Source organism: Saccharopolyspora antiqui (assembly GCF_052246905.1).
Taxonomy (GTDB): Bacteria; Actinomycetota; Actinomycetes; order Mycobacteriales; family Pseudonocardiaceae; genus Saccharopolyspora.
The window spans coordinates 14,388-37,621 of the sequence record NZ_JBQQBO010000016.1 but is presented as its reverse complement, the minus strand read 5'-3'; the positions used below and the strand labels follow the sequence as shown (position 1 = coordinate 37,621).

Genomic DNA, 23,234 nt, shown 5'->3' with positions numbered 1-23,234 from the left:
GCGGACGTGGCGACTCTCATCCTGTTGCGGCATGCGCGGTCGGCGGCCAATGGTGCCGGGACGTTGGCTGGGCGCACGCCCGGTGTGGGCTTGGACGAGACCGGGGTGACGCAAGCGGCGGGCCTGGTCGACCGGTTGGCGGGGGTTCCGCTGCGGGAGGTCGTGGTGTCGCCGATGCAGCGCTGCCAGGACACCGTGGCGGGTTTGGCGGCGCAGCGGGGGCTTTCGCCGGTGGTGGAGCCGGATCTGGCCGAGGTGGATTACGGGGAGTGGACCGGCCGCAAGATCAGCGAGTTGACCGGGGAGGCGCTGTGGAAGGTGGTGCAGCAGCATCCGTCGGCGGCGGTGTTCCCGGGTGGTGAGGGGCTTGCGCGGGTGCAGGCGCGCGCGGTGGCGGCGGTGCGCGCGCATGATCGCCGGATGGCGGCGGATGCGGTGTGGTTGGCCTGCACGCATGGGGATGTGATCAAGGCGGTGTTGGCCGATGCGCTGGGCATGCACCTGGACGGGTTCCAGCGGATCATGGTGGATCCGTGTTCGGTGAGCGTGGTGCGCTACACCGAGACGAGGCCGTTCGTGTTGAAGGTCAACGACACCGGCGCGGATGTGTCGGGTTTGCTGCCGCCGAAGGATGCGGTGAAGTCGGATGCGGTGGTGGGCGGCTCGACCGGTTCCACGGAGCCGGAGCGCGCCTAGGGCCAGCGCGGCTGGGGCTCGTGACCGGTCGGGTTGTCAGCTTCGGAGTTCGACGACGTGGCAGCGGGTGTCGGCGGGTAGGAAGCGTTGGGTGCCGCCGGTGAACCGGACGAGGACCTGCTGGTAGCTGGCCGGGGTGACCTGGTCGACGATGCCGACCGGTCCGATGGGGCCGTAGATGCGCACCGGGGTGTCGGGGTGGAGGTCTTCGGCGCGCACGCGGCCGACGTTGGCGGCCGAGGACGCTGGCCGCAGCCAGCGCGTGGTGGTGAACCAGGTGGCGTAGGCGGTGGCGGCCAGGATCACGGGTAGCCAGGTTTGCAGGTCGATGAGGGCCAGGCCGAGTGCGGCTCCGGTGAGTGCGGCCCACAGTCCGGAGCTGATGGGCCAGGGGCCCAGTTGCAGCCAGCCGGTGGTGCGGATGGTGCCGTCGGGTTGGCGACCGCGGGGTGGCGGTGGGAGTTGGCCGGGGAAGTCGAAGTAGTGCTCGTCGGGTTCGTCGAGGTCGTCGCGGGTGGTTTCCGGGGTGATCTTGGCCAGTGGTTCGCGGGCGATGTCGGTGGGGCCCAGCTCGGTGGTGCGCAGCGGCGCCATCTCGATGGTGGCGGCCAGCGAGGGGTTGTCGGTGGGGACTGCCAGCGGCTGGTCGAAGTTGGTGTTCTCGGGATTGAGCAGGGTGCGCAGCATCGCGACTTCCATGCCGCGGCGTCTCCCGCAGGTCGGGCACACCATGGCGACGCCGGTCGGGGCGTTGTGGTCGGTGGTCGTGGTCAGCGGGCCGTGCCCGTTGGGGCATTGCGGGGCGTGCGGGCCGTTTTCCAGCACGCGAAGTGCGCTGGTGTGGTGGCGGTCGGTGTTGTTCACCATTGCGTGGTCCACCTCAGCTTGCCGTCGTCGGCCCGCCTGCAGCTGGCGGCCGCGCCGTCGGGGGTTCGGGCGAAGTCGCCTTCCCGGGAGCAGCGGTCGCCTTCGGTGACCACCGGGACCCAGTCGTCGTGCGGGTTGGTGGTGGGGCGCGGGCGCTCGTCGGTGTCGGTGCTGGTGGGGCGCGGCGGGCGGGTTTGCCGCGAGGTCGTCGTGGTGCTGGTGCTGGTGGTGGTGGTGGTCGGGGGTCGGCTGGTCGTGGGGGTGCTGGTCGGGATCGTGGTCGGTTCGGGTTCGGTGGTGGCGGTGGTGGTGGTCGTGGTTGTCGGTGTGGTGTTGGTCGGGGTGAGGTAGCCGACGGGGGCCTGCGGCGGGTGCGGTGGGTTGGCGATGCCGTGGCCACCGGCGTCGGGCATGGCGCCGACGACACCGGCGCCGGTCGCGGCCAGCAGCGCGACGGCGGGTAGCAGCCGTGCCGCCAGCGGGCTTTTCCACCACCAGCGGCGTAACTGGTCGGGATGCTCGGCAGGCAACTGGTGACTCCTTCGGTGTGGTGCCGTTGTTTTCCCCGACCCGGCTGGCGAATCGTAGCGAATTCGTCACGAATCCGTGCCCGATGCCGGAGTGGCGTATTCGGTTTCCGGCGGATCGTCGGAGCGTATGGAATCGCCCCGCGACGATTGTGATTTCGATCGCTGGCGGGTGCCGGTCACCGGAACACGCATGCCCGGACACGAAGAGTGTCGGATCCACCATCACTTGTGGACAGTCCTCAAAGGACCAGATGGGATCATGTGGAATTCGCCGGAGCGCGCCGGAAATGCCGTCGCACCGAGCAATTTCAACCGCGCTTAAGAAAGTCTTATGCTTCGCCGACACGCGGATCGACGATCACCACGGCTAGTGATCGGTGCGCTGCTGCGCGTCGGTGAGCATGGCGCCGAGGGCGTGTTGAGCGGTCCGCAGCCGCGTGATCGTCCGGGTGAGCCGGGTGTGCTCGCGGCGCAGGTGGGCGAGCATGCCCGGGCATGCCGATGGCACGAGCCGGTCGCCGTCGTGGTGCACGCACCCCAGCACCTGCGCGATGACCGCGGTCGGCAGGCCCGCGGCCAGCAGCGAGCGGATGTGCGACACCGCGGCGATATCCGACTCGGCGTACTCGCGGTAGCCGTTGGGCAGTCGAGCGGGCCGCAGCAGGCCCTGTTCTTCGTAGTACCGCAGCAGTCGCTGGCTCACGCCGGTCCTGCGGGCCAGCTCACCGATTCGCATGTGACCTCACCCATCCGCAGTTGACCTTCACATCGATGTGAGACCTTAGCTTTCCTGCCATCCGCAGTCGAGGCAGGTGGAGGAACAGCTGATGCCCGTGGTTGTGATCATCGGTGCGGGACCGGGGATCGGTCAGTCGGTGGCCCGCCGGTTCGCGCGCGAGGGCTGGTCGGTCGCGCTCGTCGCCCGCGGCGGGAAAACCTTGGAAACCGTCGCCGACACCCTCGGTGCAACACCGGTCGTGCGACTGCGCGCCGACGCCACGGACGCGTCAGCGCTGCGCGCCGCGCTCGACGCGGCGGCCGCCGAACTCGGCCCGCCGGAGGTCGTGGTGTACAACGCGGCGATCATCCAGGCCGACTCGCCCGGCGAGCTGTCCGTCGACGCGCACCTTCGGGCGTGGTCGGTCAACGTGATCGCAGCGCTGACCGCCGCCGCGCACGTCGCGCCCGCCATGGCCGAGCGCGGTCGAGGTTCGATCATCATCACCGGCGGCATGCCGGTACCCGATCCCCGCTACGTCAGCCTCTCCCTGGGCAAGGCCGGGGTTCGCGCGCTGGTCGCACTGCTGGCCACCGAATACGGGCCATCGGGGGTGCACGTGGCGACCGTGACCGTGGACGGCCCGGTCGCCCCCGGCACGGCATTCGATCCCGACGACATCGCCGAGCACTACTGGCGGCTGCACACCCAAACACCCCAGCGGTGGCAGCACGAGATCGTCCACACAGGACTGGCGGAATAGCGGCGAGCTCCGGTTCCATCGACGTGGACATCGAGGGCGAGCTCGCGCAGCCCGGCGCCACCGGGTGCGCGACACGGTGTTCTGATACCGGGTAGCGCGTGTCCGCTAGGCGATCGGCTCGCGTGCGGGTTCTCGTTCGGCGGTGACGGCCACCTCGTGGAACTCGGCACGCTCCGGGTGTCGAGAATGTGGTGCTGGCTCCGTCCCAGGGACACCAGCGGCCATGACGGGCCGCGATGAAGAAGGAGAACCGCCATGAAGTACCTGCTGCTGAAGCACTACCGCGGCGCCCCGGCTTCGGTCAACGACGCGCCGATGGACCAATGGACGCCGGATGAGGTCGACGCGCACGTGCAGTACATGCGCGACTTCGCAGCCCGTTTGGAGGAGACGGGTGAGTTCGTCGACGCCCAGGCACTGGCTCCCGAAGGCGTGTTCGTGCGGTATGACGGCGAGGGGCGCCCACCGGTGACCGATGGTCCGTTCGCCGAGACCAAGGACCTCATCGCGGGCTGGATGGTCATCGACGTGGAGTCCTGGGATCGCGCGGTCGCGCTGGCTGGGGAACTATCCGCCGCTCCCGGGGCAGGCGGCGAGCCGATCCACGAGTGGCTTGAGGTTCGACCGTTTCTCACCGAGCCGCCCACGGTGACCGAGTGAACGAGTCGCTGCTGCGGGAGCTGGTGCCCGCGGTCATCGGTGTCCTCGTCCGGCGCGGAGCCGACTTCGCGTCGGCCGAGGATGCCGTGCAGGAGGCCGTGATCCGGGCGCTGGAGACCTGGTCGGACGATCCACCGTGCGATCCGAAGGCATGGCTGGTCACGGTCGCGTGGCGCAAGTTCCTCGACGCCGCCCGCGCCGAGGCGTCGCGGCGGGGCCGGGAGCTCGCCGTCGAAGTCGAGCCCCCGGCCGGCCCGGTGCCCGCCACGGACGACACGCTGCGGCTCTACTTCCTGTGTGCGCACCCCATCCTGCCCCCGGGATCGGCCGTCGCCCTGACGCTGCGCGCGGTCGGTGGCCTGACCACGCGGCAGATCGCGACGGCATACCTCGTCCCCGAGTCGACCATGGCGCAGCGGATCAGCCGGGCCAAGCGGCGGATCGCGGGGCTGCGGCTCGACCAGCCCGGCGACCTCGGGACGGTGCTGCGGGTGCTCTACCTGGTGTTCAACGAGGGGTATGGCGGGGACGTCGACCTGGCGGCCGAGGCGATCCGCCTCACCCGCCACCTCGTCGCCCTGACCGACGAGCCCGAGGTCGCGGGGCTGCTCGCGCTCATGCTGCTGCATCATGCGCGTCGCGCGTCTCGCACTGGCCCGGGAGGTCGCTTGGTACCGCTTGCCGAGCAGGACCGATCGCGCTGGGACACCGGCCTGATCGCCGAGGGGGTGACGATCCTGCAGGCCGCGCTGGCCCGCGACCGGCTGGGCGAATACCAGGCGCAGGCCGCGATCGCCGCCCTGCACGCGGACGCCCGGAGCACCTCCGAGACGGACTGGGTGCAGATCGTGGAGTGGTATGACGAACTGCTGCTCCTGACCGACAGCCCGGTGGTGCGGCTCAACCGCGCAGTGGCGGTCGGCGAGGCCGACGGACCGCAGGCCGGGCTGGCAGCACTGGCTGACGTGAACCCCGACCTGCCCCGTTACGCCGCGGTGACGGCATACCTGCGCGAACGCGCCGGTGACCTCGAACACGCCGCCGAGCTGTATGCCGAGGCATCCCGTGCCGCGACCAGCGTGCTGGAGCGTGACCACCTCACCCGCGAAGCCGCACGGGTGCGGCAACTGTTGCGGCCGTGAGTCCTGAAGCCGCCGCGCCTCCGAGCCAGGGGGTCAGGCGGGGATGCGCTGGTGTGCGGCCTGCGCGGCCGCGACTTCCCGGCACAGTGCGTCCAGCGACAAACCGACCGCGTCGGCCACCGCGGCGACGGTGAAGAACGCCGGGGTGGGGATGCGGCCCTTCTCGATCTTGCGGAGGGTTTCGGTGGAAATGCCGGACGCGGCGGCGATCTCGACCATGCTGCGCTCGCCGCGAGCGGCCCGCAGTGCTTGGCCGAGCAGTTCGCCTCGTTGCCGTTGCTGTTCGTTCAGCGGCACACGCACCATGACCGTGATACTAATATCGGTATAGTTATTGGGTCCAGTAGTGGTGTGCCAGTAGTGGTGTGGGAGACACGCGTGATCGAACTGAAAACACCCACCGAGATCGACGTGCTGCGGGAAGCGGGTCGCGTCGTCGCCCAAACCCTGCACGCCGTGCGCGCGCACGCGGGCGTCGGCACCCCGCTGCGCGAACTCGACGAACTCGCCCACGCCGTCATCACCGACGCCGGTGCCCAACCGGTGTTCCTCGGCTACCGGCCCAACTGGGCGCCCACCCCGTTCCCCGGCGTGATCTGCGCCTCGGTCAACGACGCCATCGTGCACGGCATCCCGGACGACCAGCGGCTGGCCGACGGCGACCTGGTCAGCATCGACTGCGGCGCCCGCGTGCAGGGCTGGGTAGGCGACGCGGCGATCACCTTCAGCGTCGGCACCGCCCACCCCACCGACGTGGAACTGACCGAGACCACCGCGCAGGCCCTGGCCGAAGGCATCGCCGCCGCCCAGCCCGGCGGCCGCATCGGCGACATCGCCCGCGCCATCGGCGTGCTCGGCCGCACCGCCGGGTACGGCATTCCCGGCCCCCTCGGCGGCCACGGCGTCGGCCGCGACATGCACGAAGCGCCCTTCGTGCCCAACGACGGACGCCCGGGCCGCGGCGCCCCGCTGCGCCCCGGGCTGGTCCTGGCGATCGAGCCGATGTTCCTCGCGGGCGGACACGACGACATCCGCACCGACGAGGACGGCTGGACGGTGCGCACCGGCGACGGCAGCCGCGCCGCCCACGTCGAGCACACCATCGCCATCACCGACGACGGACCCCGGGTGCTCACCACGCCGTAGGGGCAGCCGAACATTTCGCGAACAACACCGGGGCGGAAATCGCCCCGTCCGTCCACTGCGCGACGATCGGTGACCGCATGACTCGGTGGATGCGACTATCGATTGGGATCGATAAAATGGCGGTCATGTCGATCGCGCTGCCCCAGGCCCAGGTCCTGCCACCCGGCGAAGCCGCCACCTACGCCGACTGGTTCGCCTGCCTCGCCGAGCCGGTGCGGGTGCGCCTGCTGCACGCGGTGGCCACCAGCCCGAAAGGCATCACCGTGGGCGCGCTCACCGAGATCCTCGGCACCAGCCAGTCCACCACCTCGCACCACGTCCGCAAACTCGCCGACGTCGGCTTCGTCCGCCTCCGCAAAGCAGGCACCGCCACGATCGTCACCGTCAACGAAGCCTGCTGCGCCGGACTGCCGCACGCCGCCGACGCCGTCATGGGCCTGCTCGCCCCGCGCCCCTGCTGCCCCGACAACCTGCCCGCCGACGTCACCGTCCGCGCGCTCGCGGCAAACGACTGGGCAGCCGTGCGGCGCATCTACGCCACCGGCATCGCCACCGGCATCGCCACTTTTGAAACCACGGTGCCAAGCCGCGCCAGCCTCGACGCCAAATGGCTGCCCGAGCACCGCTGGGTCGCCGAAATCGACGGCGAGGTCGTCGGGTGGACCGCCGCGGCCCCGGTGTCCACTCGCGACTGCTACGCCGGAGTCGCCGAGACGTCCGTCTACGTCGCCGACGGCCACCGCGGACGAGGAGTCGGCAAAGCCCTGCTGCACAAGCAAGTCACGGCCGCCGACGCCGCCGGACTCTGGACCCTGCAGACCGCGATCTTCACCGAGAACCGCGCCAGCATCGCCCTGCACCACGCCGCCGGTTACCGCACCGTCGGCATCCGCGAACGCATCGCCCAACGCGACGGCGTCTGGCACGACACGGCCTTCATCGAACGGCGCTCGCCCGTCCAATAACCCACCCGCACACCAACAATCGGACCAGCCAGAAACAGGGACCAAGGTCGTCCCGGTCAGCTGTCACCTCGTGCCCTGGGAGGCTGTGGCCGTGCAGATGCGGCCCCCTCAGCAGCACCAGTCGTTCTTCTCCGGGTGTGCACCCGCGTCGGCGCCATCGACGTGGACATCAAGGGCACGCTGGCTCGACTCGGCCTCACCGGCTACCTGCTAGCGACACCTCCTTCCGAACCGCCAGCCGCTGAACGAAGCTGACCGCTGCGGTGCGGGCTTGCAGCAGATTGGGTGTCACCGGGCGCGGAAGGCCACCGCGACCGCCAGCAGCGCCAGCGCCGCGGTGGCGCCGAAGCCCGCGAGGTAGGCCGTGGCGGGCGACCACAGCAGCCACGCGGCGAACAACGTGCCGGTCACCGCCAGCACCGTCGTGGTGAAAAGCGACTCGCTGAGCTGCAACGCCGAACTGTTCACACCCTGCTCGTCCGGCGGCGACAACCGCAGCGTCAACGTCGACAGCACCGGATACACCAAACCCATCCCCACAGCCATCAACGCCAGTCCCGCGATGCACACCACCAACGGCACCGCCGGAATCACCGTCACCAGCACCCCGACCGACCCGACGGCCAGCGATGCCGCAGCCACCACCGGAATCCGCTCCCGCGTGGAAAGCCGCCCCTGCACCCACGATCCCGCCATCCACCCGACCGCGCTCGTGGTCAGCACCAAGCCCGCCTCGGTGGGGGACAGACCCCGCTCCCGCGACAGCAGCAGCGGAATGAACACCTCGCTCGTCGAGAACGCCGCGCCCGCGATACCCCGCAACGCCACCACGCTGGGCAGCCCGGCCCGGCCGCGAAACGTCCCCGGCGGCAACAACTTCGGCGCGAACACCACCAGCGCGACCAGTCCCGCGCAGACCAGCACCACCGCCACCGCGCCGCTGTGCTGCCCGCCCCCGTTCTGCCCGCCGCTGTGCAACCCCAACGCCCCGGCGGCGGCCCCAACCGCCCACAGTGGACGGACAGTGCGCGCCCGGTGGCGGCCGGACCACGTCAGACCGCGCAGCGTCGGGTGCACCAACGCCAACGCGGGCAACGCCAGCGCGGCGGTGCCCAGGAACACCCACCGCCAACTCAGCCGCTCCACCAGCGCCCCGGCCAGCAGCGGTCCCGCGATCGACGGCAGCAACCACGCCCCGGCCAGCAACCCGAAAAACCGCGCCCGCAGCTGCTCCGGCAACACGTGCCCGACCACCACGTACAGGGCGACCGAGATCATCCCGCCGCCGAGGCCCTGCACGATCCGGCCCACCACCAGCACCCACATCACCGGCGCCACCCCGGCGATGAGCAGTCCCGCCGCGAACACCGCGACCCCGACCCGCAACGGCACCGCCGGACCCCGCGCGTCGCTCCACCCGCCGGAGACGACCATGCTCACCACGCCCGCGGCCATCGTCCCGCCGAAGGCCAGCGCATATAGCGCCAGCCCGTCCAGCATTCGCACCACCGTCGGCATCGCGGTGGCCACCGCCACGTATTCGAAGGCCACCAGCGAAATCAACGTGAGCGCGCCAATGGTCAACGACCGGTAGGGGCGTGCCAGCAGTCCCACCGCGGCAGCGGAATCCATCGTGGTCATGACCATCCCGGGTGGCTTCAGGACTCGGCCGAGGCCGAGGCGGACCGCACGATCCGCCACCGCCACCCTTCAACTTCCACCGCACTGGAGGTCAAGCAGCCACCCGATCACGGGCCCCGGTCCGGGGGAGGGCGCGCTTGGGGCGGCGCTCCAGCCACCACTGGGCGATCAGCAGCGGGATCACCCAGCCCAGCCAGGTCGTCAACCCGGCGGTCGTCGCGAGCAGGTACCCCTCGTTGCCGTCGAAAGTCGTCGCCAGCTGCGGCCCCAGCACGACACCCCACACCACGCCCCACACCCGGTTGGTCACCGTCGAGATCGTCAGCACGAACGACCGGATCATCCACTTGCGGTGGTCACCGAAACGACGCTGCCGACCCGCCCGCCAACCCGCGACGGTGCAGCCGAACCACACCACCGCCAGCAGCACGTTGCTCATCTGCGCCACCGGCCCGAACGGCGACACCGCCCCGATCACCGCGGCCATCACCGCCGCGGGCAGCACCCCGCCGACCACGTAGACCCGGCCGAGGCGGCGATGCGCGACCGGATACCGGCGGCGAAACGCCGGCCACACCTGGAAACAACAGGTCAGGATCGCCACCGACGCGAACAGCACGTGCGCCACCAGCAGCGGGTAGTGCGCCGGGAAACCCTCCGGCTGCGGCACCCGCGACAGCGCCGGATCCAGCGTGATGTAGGGCGGGATCGACAAAACGACGAAGGTCACCGCGACCAGCGCCAGCGGACCCACCCACGGCCGCCGCCACCACCGCGGCGCCGGCCTGGCGGTTCCCGCGGCCTCCACGGGCTGTGTTGCCGTGCTCATTCCCGTCCTCCTTCAGCAGACGCGTACGACGTACTCACGCGTACACCGTATCCACGGTCGCGGGAATATCCTGATGATTTCCATCAATTTCCAAGAAATGACAGCTAGCGCGCACTAGTGCGAATGAGATGTAACCGCTGGTGCACTACACTTTCCACGAGGTAATGCACTAGTGCGATGACAGGGAGGGGCAGCGATGACGACGAGCTCCCGAGAACAACCGCCGTACCTGCGCATCGTCGACGACATCCGCGCCCGCATCGACTCCGGCCAACTCCGCCCCGGCGACCGAGTTCCCTCCACCCGCCAGATCATCGACGAATGGGGCGTCGCGATGGCCACCGCGACCAAAGCACTGGCCACCCTGCGCCAAAACGGCCTGGTGCACGCCGTCCCCGGCACCGGCACCATCGTCAGCGACCCCACCACCAGCGGGCGCCGACCCGCCCGCCACCGCCAGGCCCGCCCCACCACCGAACCGGCCACCACCCAACAGCGGATCGTGCACGCCGCCATCCGCATCGCCGACCGGGAAGGACGCTCCGCGGTGTCGATGCGCCGAGTCGCAGCCGAGCTCGGCGTCGGCGCCATGTCGCTGTACCGACACGTGCCCGACAAGGACGAACTCATCCGACTGATGGCCGACACCGCCTTCGGCGAATCCCCACTGCCCCAACCAAGGCGCCGCGGCTGGCGCCCGCGACTGGAAGAACTCGCCCGGCTGCAGTGGTACACCTACCGTCGCCACCCCTGGCTGGCTCCGGTCGCCCTGACCTCGCTGGCCCGCCCGCCGGTCCTGCCCAGCGGCATGGCGCACGTCGACTGGCAGATCGCCGCCCTAGCCGGACTCGGCCTCCACCAGCGCGACGTCCTGCAGATCGTGGTCAGCCTCAACGGCTACGTCGGCGGCATCGCGATGAGCCATTCCATGGAGAACGAATACCTGCACGAAGTCGGAATCACCTCGCAGCAACGCCACGACAGCAACGAACCCATGCTGCTGGAGCTGATGCGCTCCGGCCGATTCCCGCACCTGGCCTCCATCGCCTACAGCGACGTCGAAATCGACCTGGACAAACTGTTCGAGTTCGGCCTGCAACGCCAACTCGACGGCATCCAGAACTTCCTGACCGCACACGCGAAATAGCGGCGGGCCTGGACGGCGAAATCGCGTGGTGCCGCCACCAGCACGCCCGATAACCTCCGCACCGCGGCCACGCCAACGCCGTCCGCAGTGGCCTTCCGCTCGCCCAGCGCCGTGCCCTCGATCCCCGGAGGATTTCCTTGACCACAAGCACCACGACCGCGGTCATCACCGGCGCGGCCAGCGGGATCGGGCGGGCGCTCGCCGAGGCACTGCACGCCAAGGGCACGCAACTGGTCCTGGTCGACATCGATGCCGAGGCGCTCGCCGCGGCCGCGACACCGCTCGGCGCCACGGCCGTGACCGCGGACGTCTCCGACCCGGCCGCGATGACCTCCCTCGCCGCGCAGACCCCGCACGCGCGGCTGATCTGCCTCAACGCCGGAGTCGTCGGATCATCGCTGGGCGCGCCCTGGGAGGTCCCGCCCGAGGAGTGGGACCGCGTGTTCGGCATCAACGTCGGCGGCATCGTCAACGGGCTGCGCGCCTTCGTGCCGCAACTGCTGGCCTCCGGCGACCCAGCGCACGTGCTGATCACCGCCTCGCTGGCCGGGCTCGCGGTCTTCCCCGGCGGAGGCGCCTACGGCCCGTCCAAACACGCCGTCACCGCCATCGCCCAGCACGCCGCGATGGCACTGGCCGACACACCGGTCCGAGTCAGCATGATCTGCCCCGCCCTGGTCGCCACCGGTATGTCCACCGACGGAATCGCCCCGGCCATCGTGGCCGACACCGCGCTGCGCGCCATCGACGACGATGTCTTCGCCGTCGTCCCCGACGAATGGCGAGCAGCCGTGCTCGCACAGACCGAACAGGTCACATCCGGACACCGCCCCACCCCGCCCACCGGACCGAGCTAGCAGCTCAACCCGGTGCGCGATCGGCAGACGGGCGAGTGGTCGCGCTCGCCCCAATCCGAGCGGCGCTAGTAGCCCAGTTCCGCGAACCAGTCGCCTCGACCTCGGGGAGTGAGGTCGAGGAGGTGCCACACCGGGCTGAGCAGGTCGATACCGCGCTGATCGATGTCCTCGGACATCCGGGGGTGCACCGAGTAGAAGTGGCGAACCGACCCGTCGCTGTCGCGGGTGAACACCGACACCGTCGAGTCCTGGTTCCCCTCGGCGTCCTCGCTGCCGAGGTCGTACTTGAAGGTGCCGGCCGCGGCGCTGAGCAGGCGCAGGTTCGTCCACTGCCGATCGCGGGCGTGCGCCCGCAACGTGGGCAGATCGGCCGCCGCGACGATCGCGAGGTCCACGTTCTGCGCGACGTGGTGGGCGATTCCGTTGAACCCGTCGATCCACATCGTGCACATGGGACAGGGCTGGGTCTGCTGCTTGCCGTACATCAAGTGGTAGACGACCAGGTCGCGCTCGGGCCGGGTGAACAACTCGCTCAGCCGCACCGTCCGCACCGGTGCGTCACCCGCGTGCAGGTCCACCGGGCCTTCCTCGAACACGTAGTCGGCTACGACAGGACCCGACGGCAGCCGACGACGCAGGTCGGCGACCCGTTCGCGGTGACGCATCAACTCGATCTCGGCTGCGCGCAGCTCCTCGCGGGCACTGGCGTAGTCGGCTGATTCTCCAGCGAGATTGGTCTGGCGCATCGCTACCTCCTGAACAACCGGCACGTAGCTGCTGCCTTACCCATCGTCTGCTCGCACGCCAAGCCCCGCCAGATGAGCTCGAAGACGATGTTCGACAAGGTGCGCGCGCTCCTCGTCGAGGTGAGGGGAGTTTCGCCGATCTTCGTTGGTCGTCGCTCCGGCGGAGAAGTGGGGGAGCGGCCTCCTGGCCAGCCCGGACGGGGGTGACGGTCAGGCGCGACCGGGTTCGGTCAGGAAGCTAAGTTCCGCGGCGGCCTGCGCTGGGATGAAATGACCGATGCCGGGCAGCAGACGCACCGTCGCGTGCGGTGCGGCGGATTCGAGCCGATGCTTGGTCTCCGCGGAATCCACCATGACGTCCAGTTCCCCGACGACCACGTGCAGCGGCATGGTCAGCCGCCGCAACGCGTTGTCGTCGAACACCGGAAGCACTTCCGTGCGATACCGGTAGTTCTTCGAAACGACCAGCACCTGCTCGATGACCACCGCCGCATCCGCCGGGTCCATCGTGGACAACCCCGCACCGAGCATTCCGGTCACGACCTTGCGCTGACCCCAGCGACCGAGCGGGTTCAGCAGCATCGCGCCCAGCAGAAAACCCTTGCGCTGCCTGCCGATCCCCGTCGGGCACGACAACGCCATGCGCTGCACCCTGCCCGGTCGCCGCGTGGCGTAGTCCAACGCCAGCCAGCCGCCGAGGGAGATCCCCATGATCCGGACCCGCTCCAGCCCGAGGAAGTCCAGGACAGCGTCCAGCCACCGCGCGTACCGGTCCGAGTTCAGCGGCGGCCGGGACGGCGCGCTGCGGCCGGGCTCGCCGATCATGTCGATGGCATACACCCGGAAATGCGTCGCGAGCTCGGAGATCCTGCTCATCCACTGCGTCGAGTTGCTGCCCGAACCGTGCAGCAGCACCAGCGCAGCGGCGGTGGCCGGACCGGACGCGATGACGAACGTCTCGCCCTCGCACGTCGGCACGCGCAACTGCTCGTTGTCCACCGGCCAGGACTCCAGCGCCCTCCGGTAGTGCTCGCGCAGCAGGCGGCCGCCGGCGTCGGACCGGTAGATCGTGCTCATGCCTGCGGCTCCTCGATCACGGCGCTGATCAGGCCGAAGATGTCGGCGCTGGTGGTCAGGCCGCCCAGTACGACGATCTTGAGGCGGGCGCGCTGCTCGTCGTAGATCATCTCCAGGTGCAACTGCTCGTCGCCTTCGCGGCGATGGGCTGTCGCGGTGGTCAACAAGGTGCTCACCCGGCTGGCCGTCTCAGGGCTGATCGCGTCGATGTCGACGATGCTCGACACCCCGACATGGCGGTGGCGGGTGACGGCCTCCCGGACGGTCGGCTCGGCGGGCTGGCCGGTGAACGACTCCAGTTCGGCACGTGCGATGCGGTACTGCTTGCCGATCCGGACGGCGTTCAGCCGCCCGTCTCGGACGTAGTTGCGCACCGTTCGCACGTGCAGGCCCAGCCGCTCGGCCACTTCATCCGCCGTGAACAACTCCTGTCGCATGAAAAATACCGTATCATTCCCTGTCGTGTTCCTCGATAGAGTATTTTGAGGAATGATGAGGTCTAATTCGGTCAGATGATCGTTGACGATGAGGAGTGCGACCACATGAAGATCGCGGTGCTCGACAGCGCAGGCGGCTTGCTCGCTGGGGAGGTCGACAATGCCTGACGTGGTGCGGCAGCGAGCCGGGGTACCGGTGCTGATGTGCGACCCGGCCGGGCCCCGGGTGGCCACCGTGCAGGACGCGCTGGACCTCATCGGCGCGGCCTTCGTCGGCGCCGAGGTGGTCGCCGTGCCCGCGAGCCGACTGGACGAGCGGTTCTTCTCCCTGGAAACCCGTTTCGCCGGGGAAATCATGCAGAAGTTCGTCAACTACCGGCTGCGCCTGGTCATCGTCGGCGACATCGCCCAGCACCTGGCGGCGAGTTCGGCCCTGCGCGCCCTCGTCCACGAGTCGAACCGGGCCGACCACGTGTGGTTCCTGCCCGACTTCGACACCCTCGACGCCCGGCTGCACGCCATCGCCTGAACAGCCAGCATCGTCGCTGCCGCCCTGCGCGCACCCACACCCGGTCCAGGGGCAGGGCCGATTTTCGATTGACAGGCATGCCACAGTCTCGGCGACCACCGGATCGTCGGGGTGCGCGTCGATCCACGGCCCCAACCGCGGCCGCGCGTAGTCGTAGAGCACCACGTGCACCTGGCTGGTCGCGGTCAACGTGCCCTCGATGTCCAGCACGACCCACCGGGCCGCCACCCGCACGCTCACGGCGCCGTCCCCTCGCTCCAGTACTCGTGCACCCGGTCCGGCCGGAACGCGCCACGATCGGTCACCACGGTGGTCACGAACCGCGGCTCGGTGACGTCGAAGGCCGGATACCACCCGCGCACCCGCTCGCTGGCACTGCGCCGCCCCAACGCGTGCAGCACCTCCTCGCCGTCGCGGAACTCGATCGGCACATCCGCACCCGTGGCCGAATGCGGATCCGGGGCGTGGCACAGCGCGTGGAACGGCACCCCGAAGGTGTGCGCGGCCACCGCCAGCTGCAACGTGCCCACCTTGTTGATCACGTGCCCGTCCATGGTGATCCGGTCGCTGGCGGTCACCAGCGCGTCGATCTCGCCCGCCCGCAGCAGCGACGCGGGCATGCCGTCGGTGACCACCGTGGTTTCCACGCCCATTTCCGCCAGCGTCTCCGCGGTCAACCGCGCGCCCTGCAGGTACGGGCGGGTTTCGGTGCACACGAACGACACCCGCTTGCCGACCTCCAGCGCGGCCTCGACCACCCCGATCAGATACAGATCCCCCCAGCAGTGCGTCAGGATCCGCCCCCGATCCGGCAGCAGCGCCGCACCGGCCCGCCCCATCTCGCGACTGCGCCGCCGGTAGTCGGCGTCACCGGCGCGCGCACCGGCCAGCGCCGCCGCGGCCACATCCGCCCCACCGGCATCCACCGAAGCCAACACCCACGCCACCGCCTTGCGCGGCTGGTCATTGGTCGGCCGGGTGGCGATCAACCGCTCACCAGCGGCCCGCAGCCGCTTGCGCGCGGTGCCCGGATCGTCCTGCGCTGCCTCGCGCGCGGCCAGCACCATGCCCCACAGCACCGCGAAGTACGGCCCGGACGACTGGGTCACCATGTCCTCGATCGCCACCGCGACCTCTTCGACCGTGCGGGCGTGCACCCATCGGTGCTCGAACGGAAAAACGCGCCGGTCCAGCAGGTGCACTCCGTCCTCGGCCAGTCGCACGCTGTCGGCCAGCGTCGGCAACCCCGGATGCGCGGAAGGTGGCGGCATGAAGTCCTCTACGGCGAACGCGGGAACCCGGTCGGCGCCAGGGTAGCGATTCCCGCCCCTGCACCGGCAACATCATCCACATCGCGGGAGCAGCACCGGTCCGCCACGCGGGCTTTGTTAAGCTGCGGATACCGACCATGATCGGACGGTGCGCGGTCCCAGCGACATCATGACCGGGACCGCCGCGAATCTTCCCGTTGTGGGAGTTCCCCCGAGGACCGTGCCCACTGCCGGTCCCCGCCGCCGCGTCCGACCCCGTGCCGCTGTGCGCCCGGCCGCCTGCCGGGCGCGAGACCTTGGAGGTCATGATCGACTCCCGGCCCGCCGAGACCGGACCCGTCCTGCGGGTCAACGACATCGACGTCGTCCGCGACGGCACCTACCTGCTGCAGTCGATCTCCCTGCAGGTCCACCGCGGCCAGCACTGGGCGCTGCTGGGCGCCAACGGCGCGGGCAAGAGCACCCTGCTGAACCTGCTCGGCGCCGTCAACCACCCCACCCGTGGTGCGGTCGAAGTCCTCGGGCACCGGCTGGGCCGGGTCGACATGCGGCAACTGCGCTCCTTCGTCGGCCACATCAACCCGCGCCACCCGCTGCGAACCCCGCTGCGGGTGCGGGAAGTCGTGCTCACCGGAGCCACCAACACCACCGAGCTGGTGCCGCGCTGGCAGCCCACCGAGGAGCAGTCCCGGCAGGCCGACCGGCTGATCAGCATGCTCGGCATGAGCGGCAAGGCCCAAGCCCGCTGGGACACCCTGTCGCAGGGCGAGCGCGGCCGCGCCCTCATCGCCCGCGCACTCATGCCCGTGCCTCGGCTGCTGCTGCTCGACGAACCGGCCACCGGCCTGGACCTCGCCGCCCGCGAACAACTGCTCACCAGCCTCGACGCGCTGCGCGCCGAACACCCCGACCTGGCCACCGTGCTGGTCACCCACCACCTGGAAGAACTGCCCGCCAGCACCACCCACGCCATGCTGCTGCGCGAAGGCCGCTGCCTGGCCGCCGGGGGAGTCGACGAGGTGCTGACCACCGACGAGGTCAGCAAGTGCTTCAACCACCCGGTCCGCATCACCCGCACCGACGGCCGCTGGCACGCCCGCGCAGACCGCTGACCCGACCGAAGGCCGCTGCCTCAGCCGAGCCGCTGCGCGATGCCGTCGAGCAGGTAGTCCAGGCCGCGGCGGAAGCCGTCGTCCCAACTGCCGTCGAGCATGTTCAGGTGCGCGGCCAGCGTGGGGTAGCGCTCGGCCCGCGCCCGCAGGTGCTCATCCGCCACCCGGCGCACCGCCGTCTCGTCCTGCTTACGGCGCGCTCAGCAGTTCCGGAGCGGCAGTGGGCCTGCTGGCCGGAGGCGCGCTGACCGAATACGCCGACTGGCGCTGGTGCCTGTACATCAACGTCCCCATCGCCGCGCTCGCCCTGTTCGGCTCGACCACCCTGTCGACCGGCGGGCGCAGCAGCGCAGGCTTCGACCCGGCGGGCACGGTGCTGGGCTGCGGAGGACTGCTGCTGGTAGTCCACGGATTCGGCCAGGACGCCACCCACGGCTGGACCGACCTCCGCGTGCTGGGCCTGCTGCTGGCCGGAGTGGTCTCGATGGCGGCGTTCGCGATGGTCGAACGCAAGATCACCGCACCGATGCTGCCGTTGCCGGTGCTCACCGACCGCATCCGAGCCGCAGCACTGCTGACGGTGCTGCTGGCCCAGGTGGCGATGTTCGCGTTGTTCCTGTTCATCAGCTACTACCTCCAGCAGGCACTCGGCTACTCACCGCTGCGAGCGGGAGCGAGTTTCCTGCCGGTCGTGCTGGCCACCATCGTCGGCGCCAGCGTCCTGGGCACCCTGCTGCAGCCCCGCCTGCCACTGCGCGTGCTGTTGACCTCGGCGCTGCTGGTCACCGCGGGCGGTATGGCGGTCCTCACCGGCCTGGACACCACCGGGCCCGGCGTCGTCCTCGCCGTGCTGCTGCCAGCCCAAGCGCTCATCGGACTCGGGATGGGGTGCGCCCTGATGCTGGCGATGAGCACCGCCACCGAAGGCGTCGCCGACCACCATGCGGGCGCGGCCTCCGCAGCGGTCAACGCCGCCCAGCAGATCGGCGGTTCGCTGGGACTCGCGCTGTTCAACACCATCGCCGCGAGCACCGCGACCGCATACCTGGCCAGCCGCCCCGAACAGCCGGTGGACGCCGCCGTGCACGGCTGCACCACTGCCATCGGCGTCGCCACCGCCATCCTGCTGGCCACCGCGCTGCTCGCCGCGACCCTCTTCAGCCCGGGGCGCCGCCCCACCCGGATGTGACGCCGCCGGTGGCCTGCGGGTCAGCGCAGCGGGGTGAGGGCTTCGGCCAGCGGCGTCAACACCGCCGGGGTCAGCGGCGGGAGGAGGTAGATGATGGCCATGTCCAGGCCGACTTCGGCGAGCGCCGCCACCTCGTCCACGGTGCGCCCGATTTCCTGCGCCGAGTGCAGCCACACGTGCGCCGACAGCGTGATCTCCGCGGGATCGCGGCCGACGTCCCGGCAGTGACCGTGCAGAACGTCCCGTTTGCGGGCGAATTCCTCCGGTGTGCCACCGACGAAGTTCCAGTGCTGGGCGTAGCGGGCGACGGTGCGCAGCGTCCGCTTCTCGCCGCTGCCGCCGATGGTCAGCGGCGGGTGCGGGCGCTGGATCGGCTTCGGCTCGCAGCGGGCGGCGGTGAGCTGGTAGTAGGTGCCCTGGAAGTTCGTCGTCGGCTGGGACAGCAGGCCGATGAGAACCTGGCAGGCCTCCTCGAACCGGTCGCTGCGTTCCCGCGGCCCGCCCAACCGGATGCCGTAGGCACCCGATTCCTGCTCGTTCCAACCTGCGCCGATACCGATCTCCAGACGGCCACCGGAGATGATGTCGATCGTGGCGGCCATGTTCGCCAACACCGCCGGGTGCCGGTAGTGGATACCGGTCACCAGCGTGCCCAACCGCAGTCTGCTGGTGGCCTGGGCGAGCGCGGCCAGCATCGACCAGCCCTCCAGACATGGCTGCGACGGATCGGGTTCACTGCTGCGCGCCGATGCGATCGGGTAGAAGTGGTCGAAAAGCCACCCGGACTCGAACACCTCGATCCGGTCCGCTTCCTTCCACACGTCCAGGACTTCGCCCCACGAGGTGTAGTGATTGGCGGTCTTGAAAGCGAAACGCATGAACCTCTCCAGGTTGTCAGCGCTTGCCGGGACGCGCTGCCACCAATGATGAGAACCGGCAACAGATCGGGCCGAAAGGCAGCACCGGCAAGCAGACCGAAGACTAACCGACCAGTCACACCAGCGCGCCCGAACTTCCCCGCGCCACCAGGAACAACAGCGGCCTTGGCACTGGCGCAGGATGCAGGTCTGCGCCAGTGCCGAGGCCACCGCCCAACCGGGCCGTCCTACCGCCGCTTCTTCGGCGGGTCCTTGCGCAGCAGATCAGGACCGATGATCCGGCGCACCACCCGGCGCACCAGGCTGCGCTTCTTCACCGGTGCCGCCGGTGCGACCGGCGTGCGCTGCTCAACCGGTGGCGCCACGGCCGCCGTCGGCGGTTGCGGACCGGTGATCCCGGCGGCCGGAGTCGGCGGGTCGGGATTGAGCCGCTTGGCGAACTCGGGCTGCTCATCGCGGATCGCGGGAATGTAGGGCTGGGTGACCTCAACCCGCGCGGGGGCGGGTGCCATCGGCGGCGGGGGAGCCGGACGGGCGGGGAAGGCCACCTCGTCCAAGGGGAGTTCACCCATGATGCGGGTAGTCGGCCGTCCCTGGTTCGGTCGCTGCTGCTGCGCTTCCGAAGGGACCACAGGCTGGAACCACGGTCGGGCAAGGTCGTCTTGAATAGTCATCCGTATCGACTCTGCGGGGGATAACGGCCAGTGTCACCAGATCGGGGGCTTCCCGTACCGGCGGGTCAGACCCTACCGGTAACGGACAGATAAAGCACACCCCCGTGTCGCCTGGATCTCGCTGCGTGACCACGCCCAGTGCCAACACCGCCATCCGCTGTAATCGACACCCCCCAAGCAGCCGATCCAGCCATCGCGGGCGGCCCCATCGTGTCAATGAGTGATCGCGAGCACGAGCGAAGTGACGGCCAGCGCGAGGTAGCCGCCCGGAAAAACGACGTTGTGGAAGACCCGAGCCCGCAGGTGCGCGATGACCGCGCCCGCGAAGAAGGCCACCAACCCGATCGCCGCGGCGGCTCCGATGCCGCGCACCCCGAGCAATCCGAGGAGAAGTCCCGCCGCGCCAAGGGCTTTGAGCACCGCCAACAGCGGCAGCCATGATCGAGGCAGGCCCAATTCGGCCAAGTTGGCCAGGACGAAGTTCGCTCGTGCCAGGTCCGCGACGACAACGGCGGCATTCGCGACGATGGTGACGATGGTGACGGCAAGGTATGCGATGCACATGGCTTCCTCCGAAAAGCGCCGCCCGCCAGGCGGATGCACCGAGGTCAGTCGGCGAAGTGCAGCAGGGCGAGGCGCCGCGGATCTGCGATGACGTCGTAGTGGGCGATGCGCTCGCCGATGACGCGGAAGACCAGCGCAACACTCGGGCCCCGATCGGATGCGACCACGATTCCCGGCTGCCCGTCGACCGTCGCCACCCGCGCTCGCCGGGCGTTGGCCTGCAACGCCCGCGTTTCGGCCACAACGGTCTGCACGCCCGCCACGCGCAGCGCCGCCCCGGGCGGAAGGGCCTGCGGATCCGCGGTTCTCGTCACACCGGGGTGCAGGACTTGGACGAGACCGTCGATATCGCCCTGTTGGGCTGCCTTCAGGAAAGCGCTCACCACCCGCCGCGCGCTGTCGGGATCGGTATCGACCGCGCTCGCCGACCGGCGCACCCGAGCCCGCGCCCGGCTGGCCAACTTCTTGGCCGACCCGGACGTCGTGCCCAACAGGTGCGCGACCTCGTCGAACGGCACGCCGAACACGTCGTGCAGGACGAGCGCGACCCGCTGCGGCGGCGTCAACTCGTCCAGCACGATCGCCATCGCCTCAGCCAAATCCCCGGCCAGCAGCGCGACCTCCTCCGGACCTTCGACGTCGTCCGCCGACTCGGGCATGCCCGCCGGTTCGCGTGGCGATTCACGCGACCGGCGCAGCAGATCCAGGCACAGCCGCGTCACGACGGTCGTCAGCCACGCCGCCACGTTGCCGACATGCTCAAGGTCAGCGCGCCGGTACCGGATCCACGCTTCCTGCACGACGTCCTGGGCGTCGGCATCCGACCCGAGAACGCGGAACGCCACCGCGAGCAGGTGCGGCCGCTCGCGGTCGAAGACCGCGTCGGTGTTGCCATCCATCGCCGGTGCCGCCGCCGGGACATCGTCACGCGGCGCGGTCACAGCTGGAATCCCAAACCGCCACCGCGCTCGCAGGCGGGCCCTTCGCCCGGAAACTCCATGCCTCGCATGCCTTCGCCTCCTGCCGTGCTTGCCTACCCAGTTGACGAGAAGACAGCGCAGAAGGTGACTCACCCCAGCTCAAGGGCCGGGCAGCCCTCGATGTGCTCCGCGGCGTCGAGGTTTCAGCCGCACCGGTCCTCAGGCTCGGATTCCGGTGCCCGGTCGGCCATCGCCGCTTGTCGCAGCTGGTGGAACTCGGCAGCCAGCGTGCTGGCCGTCCAGTGCGCGTTGAGACCACTGGGATTGGGCAGCACCCACACCCGCGCACCCTCGATGCGGCGATCCTGCGGGCCCACCGTCGCTCGACGCTCACCGAAGGCCACCCGGTAAGCCGTGATCCCCACCACCGCCACCCATCGCGGCCGATAGCGCCGCACCTTCTCGACCAGGACCTGCCCACCGGCCCGCAACTCGTCGTCGGTGAGCTCGGCCGCCCGCGCGCTGGCCCGCGCCACCAGGTTGGTGATGCCCAACCCGAAATCGAGCAACTCGGCCTGCTCGTGCGGATGCACCAGGCGCGGCGTGAACCCGGCGGCGTGCAAGGCGGCCCAGAACCGGTTGCCCGGCCGCGCGAAGTGAAACCCCGTCGCCGCCGACCACAGTCCAGGATTGATCCCGCAGAACAACACCCGCAAACCCGGGGAGAGGACATCCGGGATAGTCGTCCCCTCCGCCGCCGCCAACTCCTGAGCACTCGGCCGGTTCCCCGACAACTCCCACCTCCGGTACCCGCACCGATCCATCACCGGACCTTAACCGCACACCACCGGATCCCGAACGGGCACCGAGACCCGGGCATCACGACGGCGCGAGCCGAGGCCGCGACAAACCGAACGTTCGCATGGTCCGCCACCAACAGCAGCCCCGACGGGTGTCTGTGCTGTGAAGGTGCGCGGATCGGGGTTGGCGCTACGTGTTCGTTGGTGGGAATCGTGGTTCTCACCAACACAATCACTCACGAGCCCCAGCGCCACACCTGCGCGACCGCCAAGCCCGGATCTGCCGATGTTGGGATTCAGGTGGTCTTGTCGGAAATCTACCGTTGTCAGGCCGCCGTGTGCGCCAGCCAGTGGTCGGCCAGGTCGCGGTCGCCGGTGATCGTGACCTGGCCGACCGGCAGCCGTCGGGTGAGCACCAGCAGCAGGTCCCCGACGGGACCGGCCAGCGTCACGTCCGCGACGTCCGTGGCACGTGCCCACCGCACGCCGTCCGGGGTGCGGGTGATCAGCCAGCCCGAACCGGTGTCGGGGCGGAGTTGGAGGGTTTGGCCGGTACCGCGCAGTTCGGCGAAAGCCGGTTTGATCGTCGACGCGACCGGGTCGGACAGCAGCTCCAGCCATTCGCTGATCGCGTCGGCCGCGAGGTCCGGCGCCACCTCGAACGCGGTACCCGTGGCAAGCGCCGCGTCCACGTGGTGCACGGTGGTGTCGTGGAGCATCCGGCGCAACCAGAACGTCGCTGGCTGCGGGCCGAAGAACGTCCACACTGGATTCTCGGCGGCGGCCAGCACCGTGTCGGCGAGGTCCGCGGCGCCCTTGCGCAGCCAGTCGGACCACTCCGCCGGGTCGCCCGGGTCCGCGTCGAACGGGTCCGGTACCGGGGTCGGCCCGGACCGGACGATGCCCGCCGCCCAGCGGTGTGCCTGGCCGATGTGTCCGACCAGCACCCGCAGCGGCCACTCCGGACACGTGGGCACCCGGGTGTTCGGGTCGGCACCGGCCACCGCCTCGGCGAACCCGGCGGTGTGCTCGTGCAGTCCCTCGACGAATCGCGCGACATCCATGGCCGTACCGTA

Annotated in this window: 27 protein-coding genes and 2 pseudogenes; 11 read left to right on the top strand and 18 right to left on the bottom strand. The window is 70.0% G+C overall.

Annotated features, from left to right (window positions below):
• The first annotated feature begins 6 nt into the window (after positions 1–6).
• Positions 7–696, top strand: coding sequence for a histidine phosphatase family protein (locus tag ACTWQN_RS23800; RefSeq protein WP_443205766.1), 690 nt, complete (start codon positions 7–9; stop codon positions 694–696).
• A 36-nt stretch (positions 697–732) separates the two neighbouring features.
• On the opposite strand, the gene ACTWQN_RS23795 is transcribed toward ACTWQN_RS23800, so the two are convergent.
• The 3 genes from ACTWQN_RS23795 to ACTWQN_RS23785 form a co-directional block, all read right to left on the bottom strand.
• Positions 733–1,563, bottom strand: a complete 831-nt coding sequence (locus tag ACTWQN_RS23795; RefSeq protein WP_443205765.1) for a hypothetical protein — start codon at positions 1,561–1,563, stop codon at positions 733–735.
• Entirely contained in the window at positions 1,557–2,093 is a 537-nt protein-coding gene (locus ACTWQN_RS23790) for a hypothetical protein (protein ID WP_443205764.1), read from the bottom strand. Before ACTWQN_RS23790 ends, ACTWQN_RS23795 begins: the two co-directional genes overlap by 7 nt.
• Positions 2,094–2,460: 367 nt before the next feature.
• Positions 2,461–2,829 carry a MerR family transcriptional regulator gene (locus tag ACTWQN_RS23785; protein WP_443205763.1) on the bottom strand — a complete coding sequence of 123 codons (369 nt, stop codon included), beginning with the start codon at positions 2,827–2,829 and terminating at the stop codon, positions 2,461–2,463.
• A gap of 91 nt (positions 2,830–2,920) precedes the next feature.
• Between ACTWQN_RS23785 and ACTWQN_RS23780 the strand changes: the two genes are divergently transcribed.
• From ACTWQN_RS23780 to ACTWQN_RS23770, 3 genes are all read left to right on the top strand, one after another.
• Complete coding sequence (locus ACTWQN_RS23780) at positions 2,921–3,574, top strand: SDR family NAD(P)-dependent oxidoreductase (RefSeq protein WP_443205762.1); 654 nt, start codon at positions 2,921–2,923, stop codon at positions 3,572–3,574.
• A gap of 255 nt (positions 3,575–3,829) precedes the next feature.
• On the top strand, positions 3,830–4,234 hold the full coding sequence (locus tag ACTWQN_RS23775) for a YciI family protein (protein ID WP_443205761.1): 405 nt from the start codon (positions 3,830–3,832) through the stop codon (positions 4,232–4,234).
• Positions 4,231–5,376: an RNA polymerase sigma factor gene (locus ACTWQN_RS23770; RefSeq protein ID WP_443205760.1), complete on the top strand. Its 1,146-nt coding sequence runs from the start codon at positions 4,231–4,233 to the stop codon at positions 5,374–5,376. Before ACTWQN_RS23775 ends, ACTWQN_RS23770 begins: the two co-directional genes overlap by 4 nt.
• Before the next feature lie 33 nt (positions 5,377–5,409).
• On the opposite strand, the gene ACTWQN_RS23765 is transcribed toward ACTWQN_RS23770, so the two are convergent.
• Positions 5,410–5,682, bottom strand: coding sequence for a helix-turn-helix domain-containing protein (locus ACTWQN_RS23765; protein ID WP_443205759.1), 273 nt, complete (start codon positions 5,680–5,682; stop codon positions 5,410–5,412).
• 72 nt (positions 5,683–5,754) lie between these two features.
• Here ACTWQN_RS23765 and map point away from each other — a divergent pair, with 72 nt between their 5' ends.
• The gene (gene map / locus ACTWQN_RS23760) at positions 5,755–6,522 is read left to right on the top strand and encodes a type I methionyl aminopeptidase (RefSeq protein ID WP_443205758.1); all 768 of its coding nucleotides are present in this window, start codon (positions 5,755–5,757) and stop codon (positions 6,520–6,522) included.
• 125 nt (positions 6,523–6,647) lie between these two features.
• Positions 6,648–7,487, top strand: a complete 840-nt coding sequence (locus tag ACTWQN_RS23755) for a helix-turn-helix domain-containing GNAT family N-acetyltransferase (RefSeq protein ID WP_443205757.1) — start codon at positions 6,648–6,650, stop codon at positions 7,485–7,487.
• 288 nt (positions 7,488–7,775) lie between these two features.
• Here the strand turns inward: ACTWQN_RS23755 and ACTWQN_RS23750 are convergent, their stop codons facing one another.
• Both ACTWQN_RS23750 and ACTWQN_RS23745 read right to left on the bottom strand, forming a co-directional pair.
• Positions 7,776–9,128 carry an MFS transporter gene (locus ACTWQN_RS23750; RefSeq protein WP_443205756.1) on the bottom strand — a complete coding sequence of 451 codons (1,353 nt, stop codon included), beginning with the start codon at positions 9,126–9,128 and terminating at the stop codon, positions 7,776–7,778.
• A 91-nt stretch (positions 9,129–9,219) separates the two neighbouring features.
• Positions 9,220–9,957, bottom strand: a complete 738-nt coding sequence (locus ACTWQN_RS23745; protein WP_443205755.1) for a DUF2306 domain-containing protein — start codon at positions 9,955–9,957, stop codon at positions 9,220–9,222.
• Positions 9,958–10,153: 196 nt separating this feature from the next.
• Here ACTWQN_RS23745 and ACTWQN_RS23740 point away from each other — a divergent pair, with 196 nt between their 5' ends.
• The gene (locus tag ACTWQN_RS23740) at positions 10,154–11,104 is read left to right on the top strand and encodes a TetR/AcrR family transcriptional regulator C-terminal domain-containing protein (RefSeq protein ID WP_443205754.1); all 951 of its coding nucleotides are present in this window, start codon (positions 10,154–10,156) and stop codon (positions 11,102–11,104) included.
• Between the two features lie 137 nt (positions 11,105–11,241).
• Positions 11,242–11,961, top strand: coding sequence for an SDR family NAD(P)-dependent oxidoreductase (locus ACTWQN_RS23735; protein ID WP_443205753.1), 720 nt, complete (start codon positions 11,242–11,244; stop codon positions 11,959–11,961).
• Between the two features lie 65 nt (positions 11,962–12,026).
• Here ACTWQN_RS23735 and ACTWQN_RS23730 read toward each other — a convergent pair whose 3' ends face one another.
• From ACTWQN_RS23730 to ACTWQN_RS23720, 3 genes are all read right to left on the bottom strand, one after another.
• Positions 12,027–12,707 carry a DUF899 family protein gene (locus tag ACTWQN_RS23730; protein ID WP_443205752.1) on the bottom strand — a complete coding sequence of 227 codons (681 nt, stop codon included), beginning with the start codon at positions 12,705–12,707 and terminating at the stop codon, positions 12,027–12,029.
• A 210-nt stretch (positions 12,708–12,917) separates the two neighbouring features.
• Complete coding sequence (locus ACTWQN_RS23725; protein ID WP_443205751.1) at positions 12,918–13,784, bottom strand: alpha/beta fold hydrolase; 867 nt, start codon at positions 13,782–13,784, stop codon at positions 12,918–12,920.
• On the bottom strand, positions 13,781–14,221 hold the full coding sequence (locus tag ACTWQN_RS23720; RefSeq protein WP_443205750.1) for a helix-turn-helix domain-containing protein: 441 nt from the start codon (positions 14,219–14,221) through the stop codon (positions 13,781–13,783). The genes ACTWQN_RS23725 and ACTWQN_RS23720 overlap by 4 nt, the downstream gene beginning before the upstream one ends.
• A 160-nt stretch (positions 14,222–14,381) precedes the next feature.
• Between ACTWQN_RS23720 and ACTWQN_RS23715 the strand changes: the two genes are divergently transcribed.
• On the top strand, positions 14,382–14,750 hold the full coding sequence (locus tag ACTWQN_RS23715) for a DUF4180 domain-containing protein (protein ID WP_443205749.1): 369 nt from the start codon (positions 14,382–14,384) through the stop codon (positions 14,748–14,750).
• An 81-nt stretch (positions 14,751–14,831) separates the two neighbouring features.
• Here ACTWQN_RS23715 and ACTWQN_RS23710 read toward each other — a convergent pair.
• Together ACTWQN_RS23710 and ACTWQN_RS23705 are read right to left on the bottom strand one after the other, a co-directional pair.
• Positions 14,832–14,990: pseudogene (locus tag ACTWQN_RS23710) on the bottom strand (acireductone synthase); the annotation flags it as partial.
• Positions 14,987–16,021 carry a s-methyl-5-thioribose-1-phosphate isomerase gene (locus ACTWQN_RS23705; protein WP_443205748.1) on the bottom strand — a complete coding sequence of 345 codons (1,035 nt, stop codon included), beginning with the start codon at positions 16,019–16,021 and terminating at the stop codon, positions 14,987–14,989. The pseudogene ACTWQN_RS23710 and the gene ACTWQN_RS23705, both read right to left, overlap by 4 nt.
• A 305-nt stretch (positions 16,022–16,326) precedes the next feature.
• On the opposite strand from ACTWQN_RS23705, the gene ACTWQN_RS23700 reads away from it, so the two are divergent.
• Entirely contained in the window at positions 16,327–17,133 is an 807-nt protein-coding gene (locus tag ACTWQN_RS23700) for an ABC transporter ATP-binding protein (RefSeq protein ID WP_443205747.1), read from the top strand.
• A 20-nt stretch (positions 17,134–17,153) separates the two neighbouring features.
• On the opposite strand, the gene ACTWQN_RS23695 is transcribed toward ACTWQN_RS23700, so the two are convergent.
• A complete protein-coding gene (locus ACTWQN_RS23695) occupies positions 17,154–17,297 on the bottom strand; it encodes a hypothetical protein (protein WP_443205746.1) in 144 nt (47 codons plus the stop codon).
• A 38-nt stretch (positions 17,298–17,335) separates the two neighbouring features.
• Between ACTWQN_RS23695 and ACTWQN_RS23690 the strand changes: the two are divergent.
• Positions 17,336–18,322: pseudogene (locus ACTWQN_RS23690) on the top strand (MFS transporter); the annotation flags it as partial.
• 20 nt (positions 18,323–18,342) lie between these two features.
• On the opposite strand, the gene ACTWQN_RS23685 reads toward ACTWQN_RS23690, so the two are convergent.
• From ACTWQN_RS23685 to ACTWQN_RS23660, 6 genes are all read right to left on the bottom strand, one after another.
• Positions 18,343–19,200 carry an LLM class F420-dependent oxidoreductase gene (locus tag ACTWQN_RS23685; protein ID WP_443205745.1) on the bottom strand — a complete coding sequence of 286 codons (858 nt, stop codon included), beginning with the start codon at positions 19,198–19,200 and terminating at the stop codon, positions 18,343–18,345.
• Positions 19,201–19,427: 227 nt separating this feature from the next.
• Positions 19,428–19,772, bottom strand: a complete 345-nt coding sequence (locus tag ACTWQN_RS23680; RefSeq protein ID WP_443205744.1) for a hypothetical protein — start codon at positions 19,770–19,772, stop codon at positions 19,428–19,430.
• Between the two features lie 315 nt (positions 19,773–20,087).
• Complete coding sequence (locus ACTWQN_RS23675; protein ID WP_443205743.1) at positions 20,088–20,438, bottom strand: DoxX family protein; 351 nt, start codon at positions 20,436–20,438, stop codon at positions 20,088–20,090.
• Between the two features lie 44 nt (positions 20,439–20,482).
• Positions 20,483–21,379, bottom strand: a complete 897-nt coding sequence (locus ACTWQN_RS23670; RefSeq protein ID WP_443205742.1) for a sigma-70 family RNA polymerase sigma factor — start codon at positions 21,377–21,379, stop codon at positions 20,483–20,485.
• Between the two features lie 182 nt (positions 21,380–21,561).
• Positions 21,562–22,182: a G/U mismatch-specific DNA glycosylase gene (mug, locus tag ACTWQN_RS23665; protein WP_443205741.1), complete on the bottom strand. Its 621-nt coding sequence runs from the start codon at positions 22,180–22,182 to the stop codon at positions 21,562–21,564.
• A gap of 302 nt (positions 22,183–22,484) precedes the next feature.
• Complete coding sequence (locus ACTWQN_RS23660) at positions 22,485–23,222, bottom strand: maleylpyruvate isomerase family mycothiol-dependent enzyme (RefSeq protein ID WP_443205740.1); 738 nt, start codon at positions 23,220–23,222, stop codon at positions 22,485–22,487.
• Positions 23,223–23,234: the final 12 nt, after the last annotated feature.